We start from the raw sequence: 17946 nt of genomic DNA on the forward strand, positions 1-17946 counted from the left end.
CCCCACGCCGGTCGGTTCACGGCTCGGACCCCGACTCGGTCATGCCTGCTGGCTGTCGGCCGACGTCCTGCTCCTGACGACGTCGGGGACGGCACCCCGGAACGGGCAGGTGAAGGCGTTCGTGCGGTGCCGGGGACGCACCGTCCCGCTGGCCGTCCGCGCGATCGACTACTCCCGGCCGGGTGCGGACACTGTCGGCTCCGAGGGCATGGGCCAGGCTGTCGTGCTCCGGCTGCCTCCGGGTCACACGCGGGCCGACCCGCTCGACATGGCGCTCCGCTGGTCCAGCCGTTCCCTGCGCCTGGGAGCTGCGGAGCTGCGCGCGGCCACGGTGAGCCTGGAGACCCTCCTGCGCCGGGAACTCGCGGCCCTGGGACCCGCTGAGAGAGCGGACATCCTCGAGTTCATGGTCGGCGGGCCGGGAGCCCTGAGCGCCACGGACGCGGGACCGCGAGCGGCAGCGGAGTGCTGTGCCGGGACGACGGGCAGGCGCCCCCCCTTCGGCGACCTGCAGCTGAGCAGGAGCCTGCACGCCGCACGCGAGGCGTTGCGCGAACGCCTGCCCGTCTGCGTGATCTCGCAGGATGCCCCGCAGGGGCTCAACGTCGACGCCGTGCTCGCGGTGGATGACCACGGCTTCTACGCCCAGGGCTGGATGCGTGACGCGGAGGCGGCTCCGATCCGGCTGACGGCGGTGTCTCCGGAGGGTGCCCGGACGGAGCTCCTGCCCAGCCTCTACCGGTTTCGGCGACCGGACGTCGAACAGTTCTACGACGAGAGCCCCGATGGACAGCCCGGCCCCGAGCACGGCTGGATCGCCTTCTTCGAGACCTCGAGCCCCAGCCAGCTGGCCCACAGCTGGACGTTCGAGATGGCCAACGCCGTGGGAGCGACGTTCGAGGTCTCGGCCCCCGCCGTGACCCGGGACATCCCAGCGGTGCGGGAGAAGATCCTGCACGACCTCCTCCGCGAGCGCCTGCCCGCCGAAGTCCTGCGGAGCCGGCACATCGCGCCGGCGCTGACCCGGCTGGAGGAGCGGCGCCGCCGCCTGGCTCGAGTGGAGACCGTCGACCAGCACGGGACCCCGCCGGCCGAGCCCGAGGTCACGATGATCGTCCCGCTGTACGGGCGCATCGACTTCCTCGAACACCAGCTCGCCCAGTTCGTGGACGACCCGGATCTGCAGGGAGCCGACCTCGTCTACGTCCTCGACTCCCCCGAGCTCGCCGAGCCGTTCCGGGTCACCGCAGCTCACCTGGCTGAGCTGTACGACATCCCCTTCCGCACGGTCGTGATGAGTCACAACATCGGCTTCGCCGGGGTCAACAACGTGGGCGCCGACCTGGCCCGGGGACGGTTGCTGCTCCTCCTCAATTCCGACGTCCTCCCCCGGGAGCACGGCTGGCTGAGCGCCATGCTGAACTTCTACCTTTCCACCCCCGGGATCGGCGTGATCGCCCCGAAGCTCCTGTACGAGGACGACTCGATCCAGCACGCCGGCCTCTACTTCCGGCGGCTACCGGACACGGGCCTGTGGAACAACGAGCACTACTTCAAGGGGCTGCACCGGACCCTGCCCGCCGCCAACCTGCCACGGCCGGTCCCTGCGGTCACCGCCGCCTGCATGATGATCGACCTGGCTCTCTACCAGGAGATGGGTGGGCTCCGCGGGATGTACGTCCAGGGCGACTACGAGGATTCCGACCTCTGCCTACGGTTGGCCGACGTGGGCCGAGACTCCTGGTACCTCCCCTCCGTGGAGCTCTACCACCTGGAGGGACAGTCGTATCCGTCGGAGATCCGTGCGCTGACCGGGGCCTACAACCAATGGCTGCACACGCACGTCTGGGGCCAACGGATCAACCGGGAGGTGGGTGAGGTCGATGAGCGACCCCGCGACGACGTCTGACCGTGCGGCCCCGCCCACTGCCCGGGACCGGCTCGAGGACCTGATCCGCTGGTGTCTGGGACTCGACTACGTCTCGAGGTCCTCGAAGGAGGGGATCGAGACCGGCAACCACTACCAGTCGGTGCTCCTCGGAGACACCAGGACGAGCGGCTTCCGCAGCGACCGGACGGAGTTCCTCGACAGGGTCGACTTCCGGGCCAAGCGTGTCCTGGACCTCGGCTCCAATCTCGGGGAGACCAGCCGGGCGGCGCGTGTTCGCGGAGCTGACCTGGTGGACGGCTTCGAGCAGGATCCCTTCTTCGTCGAGGTCGCTCAGCTGCTGAACGCCTACAACTCCACCGAGCGGGTGTCGTTCTTCCGGCGGGACATCACCGACGCGTCGTCGTACGCGGGTTGGTACGACATGGTCATGGCGCTGGCGGTGTGGACATTCGTTGCGCCGCGACTAGCGTCCATCGCCGACGTGACCGATGTGTTGCTGATCGAGACGCACAACCTGGACGGAAATCTACAGCGTGACTACCTCGACGTGCTCAGTCGCCACTTCCCGGTCTATCGCGTTCTGGGCGAGTCGGACTGGGGGCGGCCCCACGGCCCGGAGGGCGGCCGCGCCGTCGTCATGAGCGCCAAGACCGAGGCGGCCCTCGAGCGGTCGATCCCACCGCCACCATCATGACGACGCAGCCAGGGTCCGATCCGCGATCCACCGGGGCACCGATCGAGGACCAGATCTCCACCCGGATGCTGGACGTCCGACGCACCGACCTGCACAGCCGCTTCTTCCACGTGTTCCAGTACAGGTTCGCCAGCGAACTGCTGGACGACTTGGCGGAACTGCCCATCGACCATTCCGCATTCGGCCGCAGCCTCGACTCGAGACAATTGCACTACGGCGGATGGCACTATTGGCTACTGTACCTGAAGGGCTACGCGCAGTACAGAAGAGCTGGTGCCATCGACCAGTCTAATGTCTATCTCCATCATCTGACGCGCGGCCACGCGCCAGAGCGTGGCGACCCCATCCTCCACTCGGCACAGCCCGAGGAGGTCACCCAGATGATCTCTCGCCGTTTCGCTGACTGCGACCGACTCGGGAGCCCCGCCGTTGCCCGCGAATTCGCCAGACACGAACTCACGCCGGTCAAGGCGTTCGTCCGGACTCCGCCCAGCACTGAGGACACGCTGACCCTGTTCAGCACAGAATCGCCGGAGCCAACGAGGGCCCGTCTGGTCGACGGACATCACAGGCTGTTCGCGGCTAGATTGTTCGGCGTCGAACAGGTGCGCTTCGAAGTCGTCGTGGAACCCGATGCGGTGCCCGAGATCCCGGGACAGATCACCTGCGTGGACCTCGGGGACAACACAGTACGCATGCAGGGCTGGCTGGAACCACCGACGACTGGCGCGCAGCTGGTGGAACTTCGATGGAAAGGCCGGACGATAGGCCGGGCTCCGCTGACCACGCCGGCGCCAACACCGCACCCAAACAGGCCTCGAGTGCGGGGCTTTTCGGTCGACATCGAACCGAGTTCCGTGGACAGCATCGGGACAGTGGAGGTCATGGTTCTGTCCGATTGGCTTCCCGTTGCAGCACTACACCTCGATCTCGGTCAGACCGGGTGGAGATGAAGAGGTACTGCGACAGATCTGTCAGTCGGCCCTGTAGACGTCTGACCGACTGAACAGGACTGGAAAGCGCGGCAGAGGACCGGAGCCAACGTCAGGCTCCGAGACGCGAGTCAGCGTGACGTACGGAAGTGGCGCGATGCAGTGTCCTGTCTGTCTGACAGACTTCTCGGAGGACTCGAGCACCTGCTCTGGGTGCGGATGGTTGATGACGGCCTACCTGGTCAGGCCAGACGAAGTTGACTGGTCCGGGGCTCCATTAGCGCCGGAAGACCTCATCTACCGAGTCATGGGCGGGACAGACTCCCGAGAGTTCCTGCTGGCTGGTCGCGAGGTGGCACAGAGCTTCCTCCGAGTCCTCGACCGCACCGGCAGTCGGCTGCAGGATCATCCCCAGATCCTCGATTTCGGCGCGGGCTGCGGGCGGGTACTCCGCTGGCTCCTTCCCCATGCGCCGTCCAGCGCGTGGAGTGCCTGTGACATCGATGCGCCGGCCATCGAGTGGGTGCGTCAGAACCCACGGTCGGCGAGGCGCTGGTGAGCAAGGCATGGCCGCCGCTGCCCTTCGACGACGGGAGGTTCGATCTCGTGCTGGGGTACAGCGTTTTCACCCACCTGCCCGTCGACCATCAGGACGCATGGCTCGCGGAACTCCGCCGAGTGACGCGCCCCGGCGGGTTGTTGCTGTTGACGGTTCACGGCCGTTCGGCATACGCGAATGCCTCGACCCGTTCCTCGTTCCACAAGGGACACCAGAAGACCTTCGAACAGGAAGGGTTCATCTACTGGTCGAACGACTACTGGAGGGACCATTTTCCGGCGTACTACCAGACGGCCTATCACGACCCCTCCTACATCGCGCGCCACTCGACACGATAGCTCGACGTCGTAGAGGTCATGGAACGTGCGGCGTACCCCAACCATGACGTGGCCGTGGCACGTCGGAGCCGCTAGGGACCGAGCGCTCCTGATGACCGTGGTTCGCGACACGGCATCGTGTGCTGCGGGGAGCCCACCACAGGAGGCCTCGCGCTGACGCGAGGACTCGTCATCGACCCATGGTCATGCGCAGGCCCTCGAGGGTTTGGCGGCCTCAGTCCGGGGAGGCCGAGGCCTCTTCGGTCAGGAGAGTGCCGAGGATGACCTTGCGGCCATTCTCCAAAGCGGCGGTGACGTGCAACTCTGCGGCCGACGGCAGATCGGCCAGGTCGACCAGCAGGCGGAAGCCGGCCTTACCAGCCCCCGGGATGTCGGGGAAGGCTTCGGCGAGGTCCGGCCGAGTCGTCGGGGTTGCCGTCCTCCCGAGTACCTGATCCCCGCAGGACACCTGCACGTCGAGGATGGATGCCTCTCTGGGCAGCGCCCAGCAGATCACCTCGAGCACTGCCCCGCTGGTCACCGAGTCCGGCCGTGGCATGTCTATGTGGCGGCCGTGGAGCTCGGCCGGCAAGGGGTCGCTCAGGCGTACGTTGGTCACTCGCCTCTCGGGCACGTCCTCACCAGGCACCTCGTACACGGCGCACCTGTCGGCCGCGAGCAGCATGGGCTGGTACTGGGCGAGGCGGTCTCGGAGGTGAGGGAACCGCTGAAAGACGTTTCGGGGTGACACGACGACGCAGTACACGGAGGCGCCCGCGTGTGGGCGCACCGGCTCGTCGATCCGCCAGTGCGGAACCACTGGAGCCGGAGCCTTGCCCCGCCGCAGCCGCGTCAGCTCCAACAGGATCGATGCCTCGTCCGACTCCTCGCTGCAGTTGACCTGCGACACCACCCGCCCGTTGAAGTACCAAGGGTCCGCTGGGGGGTCACTCAAGACCATGACCACCCGGTCGTAGCGCAGCCCGGCTTGCTCCACAGCCCGCTGCACGGCACACCGCGCCAAACTGGTCCGGACCAGACACTGGTGATCTTCATCCGCCAACCGGGTCAGACGACGGAGGACGGCCACCTCTTCGTCGATCTGACGTATGCGGTTCTTGGATGACCACACGCCCGAGTCGTGGACGCGGTAGACCGCCGATGGGCCACGCAGGTATTCCACGTGGCCACGGCGTCCGAGGAGCAGCAGAGTGATCCAGTCGATCAGCACGAGGTCCTGCCACACGCTCGGCGCGACCTCTGAATACCACGCCAACAACTCCTCTGCTGTCAGGCGTCGATGCATGAGCGCAGATGTGGGGATGAATGGTCTGGACAAGAGATCCACGAACGAGAACGTCGTGCGCGGCGTCTCGGCCAGATGCGGACGAGGTCTCCCCCTTGCGTCGTCGTACACGACCATCATGTCGTGGAAGCACGCCGAGGAAGAAGGGTGCGCGTCGAGAAAGTCTGCTTGACGCTGCAACTTGTCCGCCGAGAGCCAGTGATCATCGCCATCCAAGATCGCAATGTACTCGCCCCTCGCCACCCGCATGACTTCGACGTACATCGAGTTGGGGCCCAGGTTCCGCTCCGGGAGGACCATCCGGATGACGTCGGGATGCCGTGCGTGGTAGGCGAGCAGCACATCCCGCGTGCGGTCTGTGGAACAGTCCTCTCCCACGACGACCTCGAACGGGAACGAGGCCTCCTGAGCCAGCGCGCTGTCGAGGGCATCGGCGAGGAAGCGCTCGTGGTTGTACGTCGTGACGAGGACGCTCACCTTCGGCAGCGGGCCGGCCGGTGCCGCGGTGACGACGTGGACGGCGCTCATCGGGCTCACCCCTGCTCCCTGCCCCGCAGTCGTGCTCTTATCTCAGTCGCTCGCGCAGTGGCGAACGCCAGTAGTCCGCAGATCTGTTCGATGTCCTCCACTGTGGTCGCGGTGCCGGTGGGCAGGACCAACACCCGCCGGAGGATGTCCTCGGTCACCGGCAGGTCCCGGCCTGCGTGCGGCGACCTGGTTCGGTAGGGCTCCATCCCGTGGCAGCCGGGGTGGAAATACCGTCGCGCCCGGACGTTCTCGGCAGTGAGCACCTCGAGCAACTCGTCGCGACTCAGCCCTGACTCCTCGTCGATCTCCACGACGACGTACTGCTGGGCCGACGAACGGTCGGGGAGCGGCGGGTCGTGCAGGGTGATCCCCGTCAGGGCCCGCAGCCCCTCGCGGTAGCGGAGGTGATTGCGCCGGTTCGCCGCGACGAACCCGTCGAGGGACTCGAGCGAGGTGATGCCCATCGCGGCGTGCATCTCGGACATCTTCGCGTTGATCCCGAGTGTGACCACCCGGTCCACGTCGACGAACCCGAAGTTCCGGGTCGATGACAGCAGGGCTGCCAGATCGTCATCCTCGGTCGCGATCGCCCCACCCTCGAAGGAGTTGCAGACCTTGGTCGCGTGGAAGCTGAAGACCTCCGCATCGCCGAAGGACCCCAGCGGGCGACCGGAACAGGAGGTGCCGAACGCCTGCGCCGCGTCGTAGACGAGTCTGAGCCCGTATCGGGAGGCGACATCCTGCAGTGCGGCGACATCGCACGGCGTCCCCCACAAGTGGACCCCCACGACGGCGGTGGTCTCCGGGGTGATCAACGCCTCCACCCTGCGTGGATCCAGCGTCCAGGTCACCGGATCGACGTCGCAGAACACCGGCGAGATGCCTTGCCAGGTCAGTGCGTGTGCAGTCGCGACAAAGGTGAGCGAGGGCATGATGACCTCTCCGCGCAGGCCGAGGGCGGAGGCGACCAGCATGAGGGCACTGGTCGCATTGCTGGTGGCCACGCAGTTGCGCACGGAGAGGACCTCGGCCAACCGGCGCTCGAAGGCCTGGACGTAGGGTCCGTCGTTGGTCAGCCACCGTCGGTCCAGCGCATCGTCGATCAGCCGGTGCAGCCGGTCACGGTCACCGATGTTCGGTGCGCCGACGTGCCTGGGGGCTCGGAAGGCGGGTGGCCCGCCGAAGGCGGCCAGGTCGTCGACCGAGGACTTGAGGGGCATCGTCGCTCAGCCTCGGCGGTAGACGTAGACGGTGTACTCGTACAGGCCGTAGTCGTGCCGGACGACGAAGTGCCGACTCACCTCGCTGCTCAGGAAGGCTGCCAGCGTGTCGAACGGCAGGTGGAACAAGTCCTCCCTCTGCCAGTCCACCTGGGTGGACATCACGTTGAACGCGATGCCGCGCTCGGCCTTCGCGAAGATCGCCGAGACCAGCTCGGTGAAGTACCGCCACATGTCGTCGAAGGCGTTGTCCACCTTCTGGGTGAAGACACCGTTGGCAAGCACGTAGTCGAACGACGGCAGCTCGTCGGGATGCTCGAGCAGGTCGAGCAGGTAGTAGTCGATGTCGGGGAACTTGGCTCGCGACAGCTCCAGGAACCGCTCCGAGAGGTCCAGGCCGGAGTAGCGGATCCCCCTCCGCCCGGTCGCCAACACGTGCTCGTACAGGTGCGAGAGTCCGCAGCCGAAGTCCAGCAGGGAGATCTCGGTGTCGGACTCCCGGACGACCCCGAGCATGACGTCGTAGCGGAGGTCGGCATCCGCCTGGCTCTTCGTCCACCCGACGCCGAGGTAGGAGTCGCCAAACCTCTCCAGACACCCCTCGCACGCCGCGACGATGGAGTCCTGGGGCTTGCGACCGGACCGTCGGCTGGGGCCTCGTGACGCGGTCAAGCCGGTTCCTCCCCCCGCCGTCCGAGGGCTCGTCGACGCGCGACGCCGAGGCAGCGGAGGAGGCGCCCGAGTGCACGGGGATCATGACGGGCCAACGCGACGATCATCGGTAGAGCCCGACCCCATCGCCCGGAGAGGAACTGCGCGCTCACCTCGCGTGCCAGAGGGGTGCCGTAGTAGTCCTGCCAGAAGCGCATCCCGGCTTCGTACGCCGCGACGCGATCCCGGTCGCCTGCCACATGGCGCCGCTGACGGCGGGCGGTGGAGACTGCAGCCGCCAGCATGGCCGGCAGCCGTCGACTCATGTTCGAGCCGTGCCGTCGGTACTCGGCCACGACGTGCTCGTGGCAGTGGACCGGGAACCGGCGGGTGATCCGCAGATTGAGGTCGTAGTCCGCGCAGGCGTCCACCGAGGGGTCGAAGCCGGTCACGTGCTCGAAGACCTCGCGCCGGTAGAGCGCCGTGGCTGGCATCCCCATGTAGTTGGTGCGCAGGAGCGCCACGTAGTGGTCGCCTGCTGCGCAGGGCAGATCGGGGGTCGGCAGCGGCTCCCCTTCGACCCCGACGTGCCGGTAGTGACCCGAGACCAGAGCACTCTCGGGATGGGCCCGCAGCGCCTCGATCCCGACGCGCAGGGCATCGGGCAACAGGCGGTCGTCGGCGTCGAGGAAGACGAGGTAGTCACCGGTGCTGTGACGAATGCCGGTGTTGCGTGCCTCGGCCAGTCCCGCGTTTCCCTGGCGGACACACCGGGTTCCGGGATACCTGCGGACGATCTCCTGCGTGTTGTCGGTCGACCCGTCGTCCACAACGACGATCTCGTGGTGGGGATGCGTCTGGGCGAGCACCGACTCGATGGCATCAGGCAGGAAGTGGGCCTGGTTGTAGCAGGGGATGACGACCGAGACCACGGCCGACTCGGACGGCGGACCGGTGCGCCAGCCCCGCCGCAGCCGTATCACGGCCAAGCCGGCGCGGGTTTGGTCAGGCATGACGGCACGCACGTGCAGAGTCGTCTCCGGGCCGGGCCCCGTGACGTCCAGGGTGGACGTGAATCCCGCGCTGCCCGACCATGCCAGGTCCGGGAAGGCGCTCGCGATATCGGGACGCGCACCGTCCACCGGGGCGCGCCACACCACCCTCCGGTCCTCCACGAACTCCACGGCGACGGCGGGCGACGAAGCGCCCAGGACCCAGCCGACCACGTCTAGGGCCTGCGCTTCCGCACGGCTGCCCGCCGATGGCGCGTCCAGATAGCACCCGTGCACGGCCGCCGTCCGTGGCTCGACCAGGTCCACGGACAGGATCTCGGCTACCGCACCCACGGGGACCTCTCCGGGGCGAGTGCCCGGGGATGGTGGCGCAGCAGCCTGAGGGCGCCTGTCGTCACGGGTCCCCACCTCCCGATCGCGGCAAGTCCCCGCACCTCGCGCGCGAGCCTTGCGCCGTGGTACTCCCGCGCCCGGCGCAGCCCCTGGCGATGGGCGTCCGACAGGTCGTCGTCGCCGCCGACGTACCTGCGCTGCCGACGCAGGACGGTCAGCTCCGATCGGAGCATCAGTCCCCGGTCCAAGGTCATGTTGGCGCCGTGGCGGCGGTACTCGGCGACCACCTCGCCGTGACCGTGAACCGGCCAGGTCCTCGTGAGGCGCAGGTAGAGGTCGTAGTCCGCGCTGGGACTGACGGTCTCGTCGAAGCCGCCGGCGGCATCGACGGCGACACGCCGGTACATCACTGCAGCGGGGGTCGAGATGAAGCACATGCGCAGGAGAGCGCGGTAGGGGCGGTTGTCCGGAGGCGGCCGTTCCGGCGTGGGGAGCGGCGATCCGTCCGCTCCGATCAAGCGCCAGTCGCCGAACACGAAGGCGTGCTCGGGACGGGCCGACAGCGACGCGAGGCCGATCTCGAGGGCCGGCGGGAGCAGGCGGTCGTCGGCATCGAGAAAGACCAGGTAGTCCCCGGTGGCGTGGCGGAGGCCGGTGTTGCGCGCTGCCGCGAGGCCGGAGTTGCGCTGACGGACGAGTCGTACCCCCGGGTATCGCCTGGCGACCTCAGCCGTGTTGTCGCTCGAACCGTCATCGACGACGACCACCTCGGTGGCAGGCTGGGTCTGCGCCGCCACGCTGGCCAGCGCGTCACCGAGGAAACGCGCCTGGTCATAGCAGGGGATGATGACCGACACCCGAGGCGGCGGGACTGCGGCCGCGGTGTCCACGACCGGACGCAGGCGGATCCTCGCGAGAGGGACCCTGTGCTGATTCGCCAGGACGGCCCGGACGTGCAGGTCGAGGGCCGGATCGGCGCAGACCACCGACGCCTGCGCCCGGAAGCCGCTGATGTCGGCGGCGCTCGGAAAGGCGGCCACGACGTCCGGGCGCCGGCCGTCCACCGGAGCCCGTCCGACGACGTCGCAGCCAGCGAGGAGTTCGACGGCGACCGCCGGCTGTTCGTGGCCGAACACCCATCCGCCGACACGGATGGAGTGAGCGTCCACCCGCTGCCCGACCTTGGGGAACTCGATGTGGCCGCGGCCCAGGCCGACGTCATCGGGTTCCGCCGGCTGCAGGTCGAGGACATCGAGGTGGGCCACGCTGCACCTCCCTCCTCGGCGCCGATCGTGGAAGAGTATTCAGGGGTCCTCGCGGACAGGTCCTGTCCGACCGCGGTGGTCTCAGGTTGCGGTACGACCAACCCCTTGACGAGCCGAACCGGTGACCGAGGAAGCGCGGTGGGCGAACGGTGGATCGGGGTGGAGTCCCCGGACGAGTGGAGGGACGCACTCCGCGGTATCGCGCACTCGTTCGCGCACACGTGGGACTACTGCCGGGCGATGCAGTCGTACTCAGGCCGGCCGACCTTCCTGTACGAGGCCCGGACGACAGCCGGTCGTTTCGTGTGCCCCATCCAGGAGCGGTCGTTCCACGGCATGGCGGACGTCGTGACACCCCCCGGGTTCTCCGGTTTCGTCGGCGAGGGTGACAGCCACGGGCTCTGGGACCTCTGGAGGCGCTCCGCTCAAGCAAGGAGGTATGTCTGCGGGTACCTCGTCATGAACCCGGCTCTGCCTAGCACGGTGACCCTGCCGGCCGAGAGCAGGCGGCGGGACAAGCACGTCTACGTGATGGACCTGACGGCCTCGGTGGACGAACTGCACGCGCGGCTCGATCAGAACCGGAGACGCCAGATCAGGAACTGGGAGGCTGTCGCCGCCGGACTGACCACTGACCGTGGTCGGGTGACGGCCTTCATCCTCGACAACTACGAGGCCTTCTTCGCCGGCCGGAATGCCTCGTCGACGCATGGCCTCTCGCGGACGTCGGCGACCAGCCTCGCCGCTCTGGAGAGCGTCTTCATGGTGGGCGCCGACGACGGCGGGGAGATCACGGCCGCAGCGATGTTCGGCTGCACACACAGCGGCGGGGACTACCTGTTCGGCGTCTCCCGGCCGGAGGGACGGCGTCGCTCGGCAGCCCTCGTCTGGGCTGCGGTCCTGCAGCTGAAGGCATGGGGCATCCCTCACATGAACCTCGGTGGCGGCCTCACCGCCGGTGACGGGATCGCCGCTTTCAAGCAGCGATTCGGGGCAGCGCGGATGGCGCTGCCGGTGTTGGCCGAGGTGTACGACCGCGCCAAGTACGAAGAGTTGTGCCGTCGTGCCGGTGCCGACGCGCGGTCATCACGGGGGTACTTCCCCGCCTATCGGCAGCTCGGCGTCGAGCGAGCGACGGCCTCGTCGCACGGGAGCTGATGCGTGGTGAGGCCCAGGATCGTGGTCGCCGGCTCCCTGGCCCAGCGCCCCGGTTACGGCGGTCACGCCTGGGTCTTCCTGCAGTACTTGCTCGGCTTCCGACGGCTGGGGTACGACGTGCTCTTCGTCGACCGGCTCGAGCCGGACATGTGCGTGGACGGTTCCTCACGACCCTGCGCCGTGGATGGTTCGGTCAACCTCAGGTACCTGCTTGCAGTGCTCCGCGAGTTCGACCTCGACCGGTCTTTCGCCTTGCTGTACGACCGTGGCCGGCACGTGATCGGCATGTCCCGGGCGGAACTGCTCCAGCGGACGAGGGGGAGCTCGTTGCTGCTGAACGTCATGGGATTCCTGGACGACGAGGAGGTCCTGGAGAAGGCCCCGCGCCGTGTCCTGCTGGACATCGATCCCGGCTTCGGGCAGATGTGGCAGAGCCTGGGCCTGTACGCGTTGTTCCAGGGGCACGATTGCTACGTCACCATCGGGGAGAACATCGGCCGGCCGGACTGCACCATCCCGACGTGCGGCCTGGACTGGGTCACCACATCGCAGCCGGTCGTGCTGGACAGGTGGCCGGCGCAGCCGTCAGGAGACGGGCGCTTCACCAGCATCGCGAGCTGGCGTGGGCCGTTCGCCCCCGTCGAGTACGACGGCAGCACCTACGGCCTGCGGGTACACGAGTTCCGCCGGCTCCTCCGCCTGCCCGGCCTGACCGGCCGGGACTTCGAGGTGGCACTCGACATCCACGAGGCCGACCGGGCCGACGCCGGGGCGCTGCGGGACGCCGGCTGGCAGCTCACGGAGCCCGCCTCGGTCGCTGCGACACCGTCGGCATACCAGCACTTCGTCCAGGGATCGGGAGCCGAGTTCATGGTGGCGAAGAACATGTACGTCCGGTCGCGGAGCGGATGGGTCAGCGACCGCAGCATCTGCTACCTCGCGAGCGGTCGCCCCGTCCTCGCCCAGGACACCGGCCTGGCGGACCGGTACCCGCTGGGCGAGGGCCTGGTGACCTACACGACTCTCGACGAGGCAGCAGCGGGGGTCGAGGAGATCTGCGGAAACCGGAGACGCCACGCCCGTGCCGCTCGCGACCTCGCCGAGGAGTACTTCGACTCCGACAAGGTCCTGCGCCGTCTGCTCAGCCAGGTGGGTGTCGCGTGACCCTGACCGCCGGAGGGACCGAGCGGTCCATCAGACGGCTCAACTGGGGTTGCGGCGACACGGGGGAGCCCGGCTGGATCAACTCGGACCTCAAGGAGGGCCCCGGCATCGACATCACCGTTGACATCCGGGAGGGGCTGCCGATCCCCGACGACAGCCTCGACTACATCGTGAGCATCCACGCGCTCCCGATGATCCCCTACCCCGACCTCGTCCCCGTCCTCGAGGAGCTGCGCAGGATGCTCCGGCCCGACGGCGTCCTGCGCCTGTGCCTGCCGGACTTCGACCGCAGCCTCGATGCCTACCGCCGTCGCGACGAGCAGTACTTCCTGGTGCCCGAGTCCGAGCTGCGCAGCTTTGGTGGACGGGCCATCGTCCACATGCTGTGGTACGGCTACACGGTCACCCTCTTCACCGCCGACTTCATCGAGGAGCTGCTGTGGAAGGCCGGGTACCGGGACGTGCTGCATTGCTCGTTCCGGCAGACACAGAGCCGGCATGCCCCGGGGATCCTGGAACTCGACAACCGGGAGGCCGAGAGCCTGTTCGTCGAGGCGGTCAAATAGCGTGACCGAGCCACCGAGGGTCTCCCGTCGCGCGTTGCTGATCGGCGCCGGCGCGGTGGTCCTCGGGGGAGTACAGGCCGTCTGGTACCTGAGCGATGCGCCGGCACGGCAGTTGTCGGTGTGGGACTTCGGCGCGGTCGGCGACGGTGTGGCCGACGACGGACCGGCGCTGCGCCGCGCACTGGATGCCGCCCGCGCCGCCGGCCCCGGCACGACGCTCACCCTGGAGCGGGGCCGGTACCGGGTCCGCGGCGCGCCCGGTGACATCTACGCGCTGCCGGTCGCCGGGGCGACCGGGCTGACCATCGCGGGACCCGGGGCGACGATCGTGGTGGACGACCCGGCGCTGGGCTGCCTGGCGCTCCGGGACTGCGACGGCTGTGAGCTCCACGGGCTCACCGTCGACTACGACCCCGCACCCTTCGCCCGTACGACGGTCACCGCAGTCCACCCCGAGGACCAGGCCTTCGACGTGGAGGTCGCCTCGGGACAACCGCTCCTCGACGCCCCGTTCTTCACCTTCGCAGGACCAGAAGAACGCCATCCGTCGGCCTTCGGCGCGGTCTTCGCCCCCGGGACGGGGGACCTCAAGAGCGGCGTGCCCGACGTCGTGTTCGTCACGGCCGCCCTGGCACTCGGTAGGCGCTCGTTCCGCCTCCGGACGCGAGAGGACCTGCCGACGGGGTTGTCCCCCGGCGACGTCTTCGTCTATCTGGCCAGGCAGTTCGGCCATGCGGTGCTCTGCTCCCGGTCGTCCCGGACCACGCTGCGCGAGGTGCACGTGCGCGCGGCCAACGCGGCGGCCTTCGCGCTGAGCCGGTCGGACGCCACCCGCATCACAGGTTGCACCGTCGGGGTCCAGCCGGGCAGTGACCGGCTGCTGAGCAGCAACGCGGACGGGGTGCACGCCCAGGCCTGTCGCGAGGGGCCGACGGTCGAGGACTGTGTCTTCGAGCGCATGATGGACGACGGGCTCAACGTCTATGCACCGCCAATGGACGTCCTCGCGATGCCGTCGGACCGCGACCTCCTGGTGGCCGCTGACGAACCGGTGCGGACGGGCGACCGCCTCGAGTTCTCCGACCCGGTGACCGGACGGATCACCGGTGCTCGCCGCGTCGCCGCCCTGAGCGAGGGCCCACGCGGCGACCTGCGGCTCCGGCTGGACTCCCCGTTACCGGGCCTGTCCGCATCGGGCCAGGACGGCGTCCCCGACGCCGTGTTCAACCTCAGCGCGAGCGGCGAGGGCTACGTCGTCCGGGGCAACCGCTACCGCCGGCACCGCGGCCACGCGCTCCGCCTGCACACCGGCAGAGGGAGTGTCGAACGAAACCACATCAGCGGGACGAGCCGGGAAGCGATCCTGATCAGCAACGACCCGGACTGGCCGGAGGGCCCGCACACCCGCGACCTCCAGGTCCGCGACAACACAGTCGAGGCCCCGGGCGGGGACGCGGGGATCGAGGTCCAGGGACGCAGGCTCGGCCACCAACTCGCCGACGAGCCGACGCAGCGGGGGCTCCGCATCCACGGCAACACGGTGCGGAACTGGCAGGGCTCGGGGATCGCCATCGGAAGCGCCCGGGATGTTGCCATCCACGACAACGTGCTCGTCCTCGACGGGGTGGCTGAGGCCTCCGCCGCGGACCGAGGAGTCCTGCTCGACCGGGTGGAGGACGTCGAGATCGATGGGCTCGTGCTCCGCGCGCCGGCAGGTGAGGGACCTCCGGTCGCGGTCGAGATCGCCCCCACGGTCGCCACCGGGGAGGGTGCCGTACGCGTCTGCGACCTGCAGGTGCCGGCCGGCGCCAGCGCGGTCCGCGACCGCCGCCTGGGCGCCTCCGCCGAGGGCGCCTCCGCCGAGGGCGCCTCCGCCGTCCTCTGCAGCCGCCGGTCGCGATTCGAGGAGGCCGTGGCGCTCGCGGCCCGCGTCGGCGCCGCACACGGTGGGCGGCGTGGAGCGACGGCGCCTGACGTCGCCGCCCGTCGGGCTTGAGCGGGAAGCGCGTGACCACCGTGTTCGTCGCCGGCGCGTTGGCGAACAAGCCCGGCAACGGAGGCGAGGCGTGGGTCCGGCTCAGTTGGGTCCTCGGCCTGCGGCGGCTCGGCGTCGACGTCGTCTTCGTCGAACAGGTCTCGTCCGGCGTCTGCGTGGACGCCAGAGGGACCTCCTCGCCGGTCGAGAGCTCCGCGAACCTCGCCTTCCACCGCGCGGTCGTCGACGCCTTCGGTCTCGCGCCGGTGTCCAGCCTGATCATCGACGACGGGGCGCGGTTCATCGGGATGCCGGAGGACGACCTGTTCACCCGCGCGGAGTCCGCGGCTGCGCTGGTCAACATCAGCGGTCACCTGACGTACGAGCCGCTGATGCGCCGCCTGGCGCCCAAGGTCTATGTCGACGTCGACCCCGGCTTCACCCAGTACTGGCACGCCGCAGGCCGTCCGCTGGGGCTGGAGCGCCACGATGTGCACCTCACCGTCGGGCAGAACGTCGGCACCGGGCACTCCCCCATCCCCGTCGACGGCATCTCCTGGCGGCACGTGCGGCCCCCGTTCGTGCTCGACGAGTGGTCACAGGGTCCGGACGCCGACCCTCGACGGTTCACCACCGTGGGCAGTTGGCGGGGCGCCTTCGGGCCGGTCACCTGGGAGGGCCGGACCTTCGGGCTCAAGGTGCACGAGTTCCGCAGGTTCGCCGCGTTGCCGCGTACCGCACCAGCCACGTTCGAGATCGCCCTCGACATCCACCCGGCCGACGCCAGGGACAGGGCGCTGCTCGAGAGCCACGGCTGGCACCTCGTGGCTCCTCGCGGGGTGGCCGGTGACCCGCAGTCCTTCCGCCACTACGTCCGCACGTCCGGGGCGGAGTTCTCGGCGGCGCAGGGCATCTACGTCGAGACGAGCAGCGGCTGGATCAGCGACCGCACGGTTCACTACCTCGCTGCCGGCAGGCCCGTCCTCGTCCAGGACACCGGTCTCGGCCGAACCGTGCCGACAGGCCAGGGCCTGCTGTCGTTCGCCACGATGGAGGAGGCCGCCGCCGGCGTGCGGGAGATCGTGCGGAACTACGAGCACCACCGCCACGCAGCGCGGGAGCTCGCCGAGACGTGGTTCGACTCCGACGTCGTCCTGAGCGCCTTCCTCGAGCACATCGGGGTCACGCCCGTGAGGCCGGATCGATGACCAGGATCGTGGTGAGCGGCATGATCGCCGCGGTGCCGGGCCAGGGCGGCGCCACCTGGGCGGTGCTCCAGTACCTCCTCGGCTTCGCCCGGCTGGGCCACGAGGTCTTCTTCGTCGAGGCCGTGGACCCCGAGGTCCTCCAGCCGGCCGACGTCCCCTTGCTGCACTCGGTCAACGCCCGCTACTGCAGGCAGGTCATGAAGGAGCACGGGCTCGAGGACGCCTGGGCCCTGGTGCGCCGGGACACGCAGGAGACCGCCGGCCTCTCCCACTCGGACCTGGCCCGGATCGGGGCGGGCACGTCCGTGCTGGTCGACATCTCCGGGACACTCGCCGGCGAGGAGCTGTTCTCGCGGGTCCCCGTCCGCGTCTACCTCGACGTGGACCCCGGCTTCACGCAGCTCTGGGACGCCCAGGGCCTCGACGTCGGCCTGGCCGGCCACACTCACTTCGTCACGGTCGGACAGTCCCTCGGCAGCCTGGGCTGTCCCGTCCCGACCGGCGGCCGGACCTGGATCACGACGTGGCCCCCCGTGGTCCTCGACGAGTGGCCGGTCGGGCACGGCGACACGGGCACCGGGTTCACCACGGTGGCCAACTGGCGCAGCTACGGGTCGGTCGAGCTGGACGGCGTGCAGTACGGGCAGAAGGTGCACTCCTTCCGGCCGTTGATGGCCCTGCCCACCCGTACCGAGGAGCGCTTCCTGCTGGCCCTCGCGATCGACCCGGCAGAGGCCGCTGACGTGGCGGCCCTGCGCGCCAACAGGTGGGAGCTCCTCGACCCTGGGGAGGTGGCCGGCTCGCCGTCCGCCTACCGGGAGTTCGTCCAGCGCTCGAAGGCGGAGCTGGGGATCGCCAAGAGCGGGTACGTCCTGTCCCGCAGCGGCTGGTTCAGCGATCGCAGCGTGTGCTACCTGGCTTCCGGACGGCCGGTGCTCGCCCAGGACACCGGGCTCTCCCGCCACCTGCCGACCGGGGCGGGTCTGCTGGCTTTCGACGACCTCGAGGACGCACTCGCCGGCGTGGCGGAGGTCGCCGAGGACCGTGCACGGCACTCGGCCGCCGCTCGCTCCCTGGCTGAGGCACACTTCGACTCCGCCCGGGTGCTCCGGCGACTGCTGCGGGAGGTGGACGCGACGTGACGGGAGCAGGAGCGCCGCCGGTTG

16 protein-coding genes are annotated in these 17946 nt (G+C 69.2%); 11 read left to right on the top strand and 5 right to left on the bottom strand.

Annotated elements, in window-relative coordinates; translation table 11 throughout:
• Nucleotides 1-109 precede the first annotated feature (109 nt).
• The 5 genes from ACI79I_RS02015 (at nt 110) to ACI79I_RS02035 (ending at nt 4414) form a co-directional block, all read left to right on the top strand.
• On the top strand, nt 110-1909 hold the full coding sequence (locus ACI79I_RS02015; protein WP_456990534.1) for a glycosyltransferase family 2 protein: 1800 nt from the start codon (nt 110-112) through the stop codon (nt 1907-1909).
• A complete protein-coding gene (locus ACI79I_RS02020; RefSeq protein ID WP_456990536.1) occupies nt 1884-2585 on the top strand; it encodes a class I SAM-dependent methyltransferase in 702 nt (233 codons plus the stop codon). The genes ACI79I_RS02015 and ACI79I_RS02020 overlap by 26 nt, the downstream gene beginning before the upstream one ends.
• Nucleotides 2582-3538, top strand: coding sequence for a hypothetical protein (locus tag ACI79I_RS02025; protein WP_456990538.1), 957 nt, complete (start codon nt 2582-2584; stop codon nt 3536-3538). Before ACI79I_RS02020 ends, ACI79I_RS02025 begins: the two co-directional genes overlap by 4 nt.
• A gap of 205 nt (nt 3539-3743) precedes the next feature.
• On the top strand, nt 3744-4076 hold the full coding sequence (locus ACI79I_RS02030; RefSeq protein ID WP_456990540.1) for a hypothetical protein: 333 nt from the start codon (nt 3744-3746) through the stop codon (nt 4074-4076).
• Nucleotides 4073-4414, top strand: a complete 342-nt coding sequence (locus tag ACI79I_RS02035) for a class I SAM-dependent methyltransferase (RefSeq protein ID WP_456990542.1) — start codon at nt 4073-4075, stop codon at nt 4412-4414. The genes ACI79I_RS02030 and ACI79I_RS02035 overlap by 4 nt, the downstream gene beginning before the upstream one ends.
• A 214-nt stretch (nt 4415-4628) precedes the next feature.
• Here ACI79I_RS02035 and ACI79I_RS02040 read toward each other — a convergent pair whose 3' ends face one another.
• Genes ACI79I_RS02040 through ACI79I_RS02060 form a run of 5 tightly spaced genes read right to left on the bottom strand, consistent with a single transcriptional unit; the run spans nt 4629 to nt 10709 of the window.
• On the bottom strand, nt 4629-6227 hold the full coding sequence (locus ACI79I_RS02040; protein WP_456990544.1) for a glycosyltransferase: 1599 nt from the start codon (nt 6225-6227) through the stop codon (nt 4629-4631).
• 5 nt (nt 6228-6232) lie between these two features.
• Nucleotides 6233-7447, bottom strand: a complete 1215-nt coding sequence (locus tag ACI79I_RS02045; protein ID WP_456990546.1) for a DegT/DnrJ/EryC1/StrS family aminotransferase — start codon at nt 7445-7447, stop codon at nt 6233-6235.
• 6 nt (nt 7448-7453) lie between these two features.
• A complete protein-coding gene (locus ACI79I_RS02050) occupies nt 7454-8119 on the bottom strand; it encodes a class I SAM-dependent methyltransferase (RefSeq protein ID WP_456990549.1) in 666 nt (221 codons plus the stop codon).
• Complete coding sequence (locus ACI79I_RS02055) at nt 8116-9417, bottom strand: glycosyltransferase (RefSeq protein WP_456990551.1); 1302 nt, start codon at nt 9415-9417, stop codon at nt 8116-8118. Before ACI79I_RS02055 ends, ACI79I_RS02050 begins: the two co-directional genes overlap by 4 nt.
• A gap of 14 nt (nt 9418-9431) precedes the next feature.
• Nucleotides 9432-10709 (bottom strand): glycosyltransferase, encoded by a 1278-nt coding sequence (locus ACI79I_RS02060; RefSeq protein ID WP_456990553.1) that lies wholly within the window; start codon nt 10707-10709, stop codon nt 9432-9434.
• A 138-nt stretch (nt 10710-10847) separates the two neighbouring features.
• Here ACI79I_RS02060 and ACI79I_RS02065 point away from each other — a divergent pair, with 138 nt between their 5' ends.
• Genes ACI79I_RS02065 through ACI79I_RS02090 form a run of 6 tightly spaced genes read left to right on the top strand, consistent with a single transcriptional unit; the run spans nt 10848 to nt 17922 of the window.
• Nucleotides 10848-11867 (top strand): hypothetical protein, encoded by a 1020-nt coding sequence (locus ACI79I_RS02065; protein WP_456990555.1) that lies wholly within the window; start codon nt 10848-10850, stop codon nt 11865-11867.
• Between the two features lie 3 nt (nt 11868-11870).
• Entirely contained in the window at nt 11871-13031 is a 1161-nt protein-coding gene (locus ACI79I_RS02070; protein WP_456990557.1) for a hypothetical protein, read from the top strand.
• A complete protein-coding gene (locus tag ACI79I_RS02075) occupies nt 13028-13597 on the top strand; it encodes a class I SAM-dependent methyltransferase (protein WP_456990559.1) in 570 nt (189 codons plus the stop codon). Before ACI79I_RS02070 ends, ACI79I_RS02075 begins: the two co-directional genes overlap by 4 nt.
• Before the next feature lies 1 nt (nt 13598).
• Nucleotides 13599-15593 (top strand): right-handed parallel beta-helix repeat-containing protein, encoded by a 1995-nt coding sequence (locus ACI79I_RS02080; protein ID WP_456990561.1) that lies wholly within the window; start codon nt 13599-13601, stop codon nt 15591-15593.
• A gap of 11 nt (nt 15594-15604) precedes the next feature.
• On the top strand, nt 15605-16780 hold the full coding sequence (locus ACI79I_RS02085) for a hypothetical protein (RefSeq protein ID WP_456990563.1): 1176 nt from the start codon (nt 15605-15607) through the stop codon (nt 16778-16780).
• On the top strand, nt 16777-17922 hold the full coding sequence (locus tag ACI79I_RS02090) for a glycosyltransferase family protein (protein WP_456990565.1): 1146 nt from the start codon (nt 16777-16779) through the stop codon (nt 17920-17922). Before ACI79I_RS02085 ends, ACI79I_RS02090 begins: the two co-directional genes overlap by 4 nt.
• Nucleotides 17923-17946 lie beyond the last annotated feature (24 nt).

The organism is Geodermatophilus sp. SYSU D01105, from assembly GCF_054050095.1.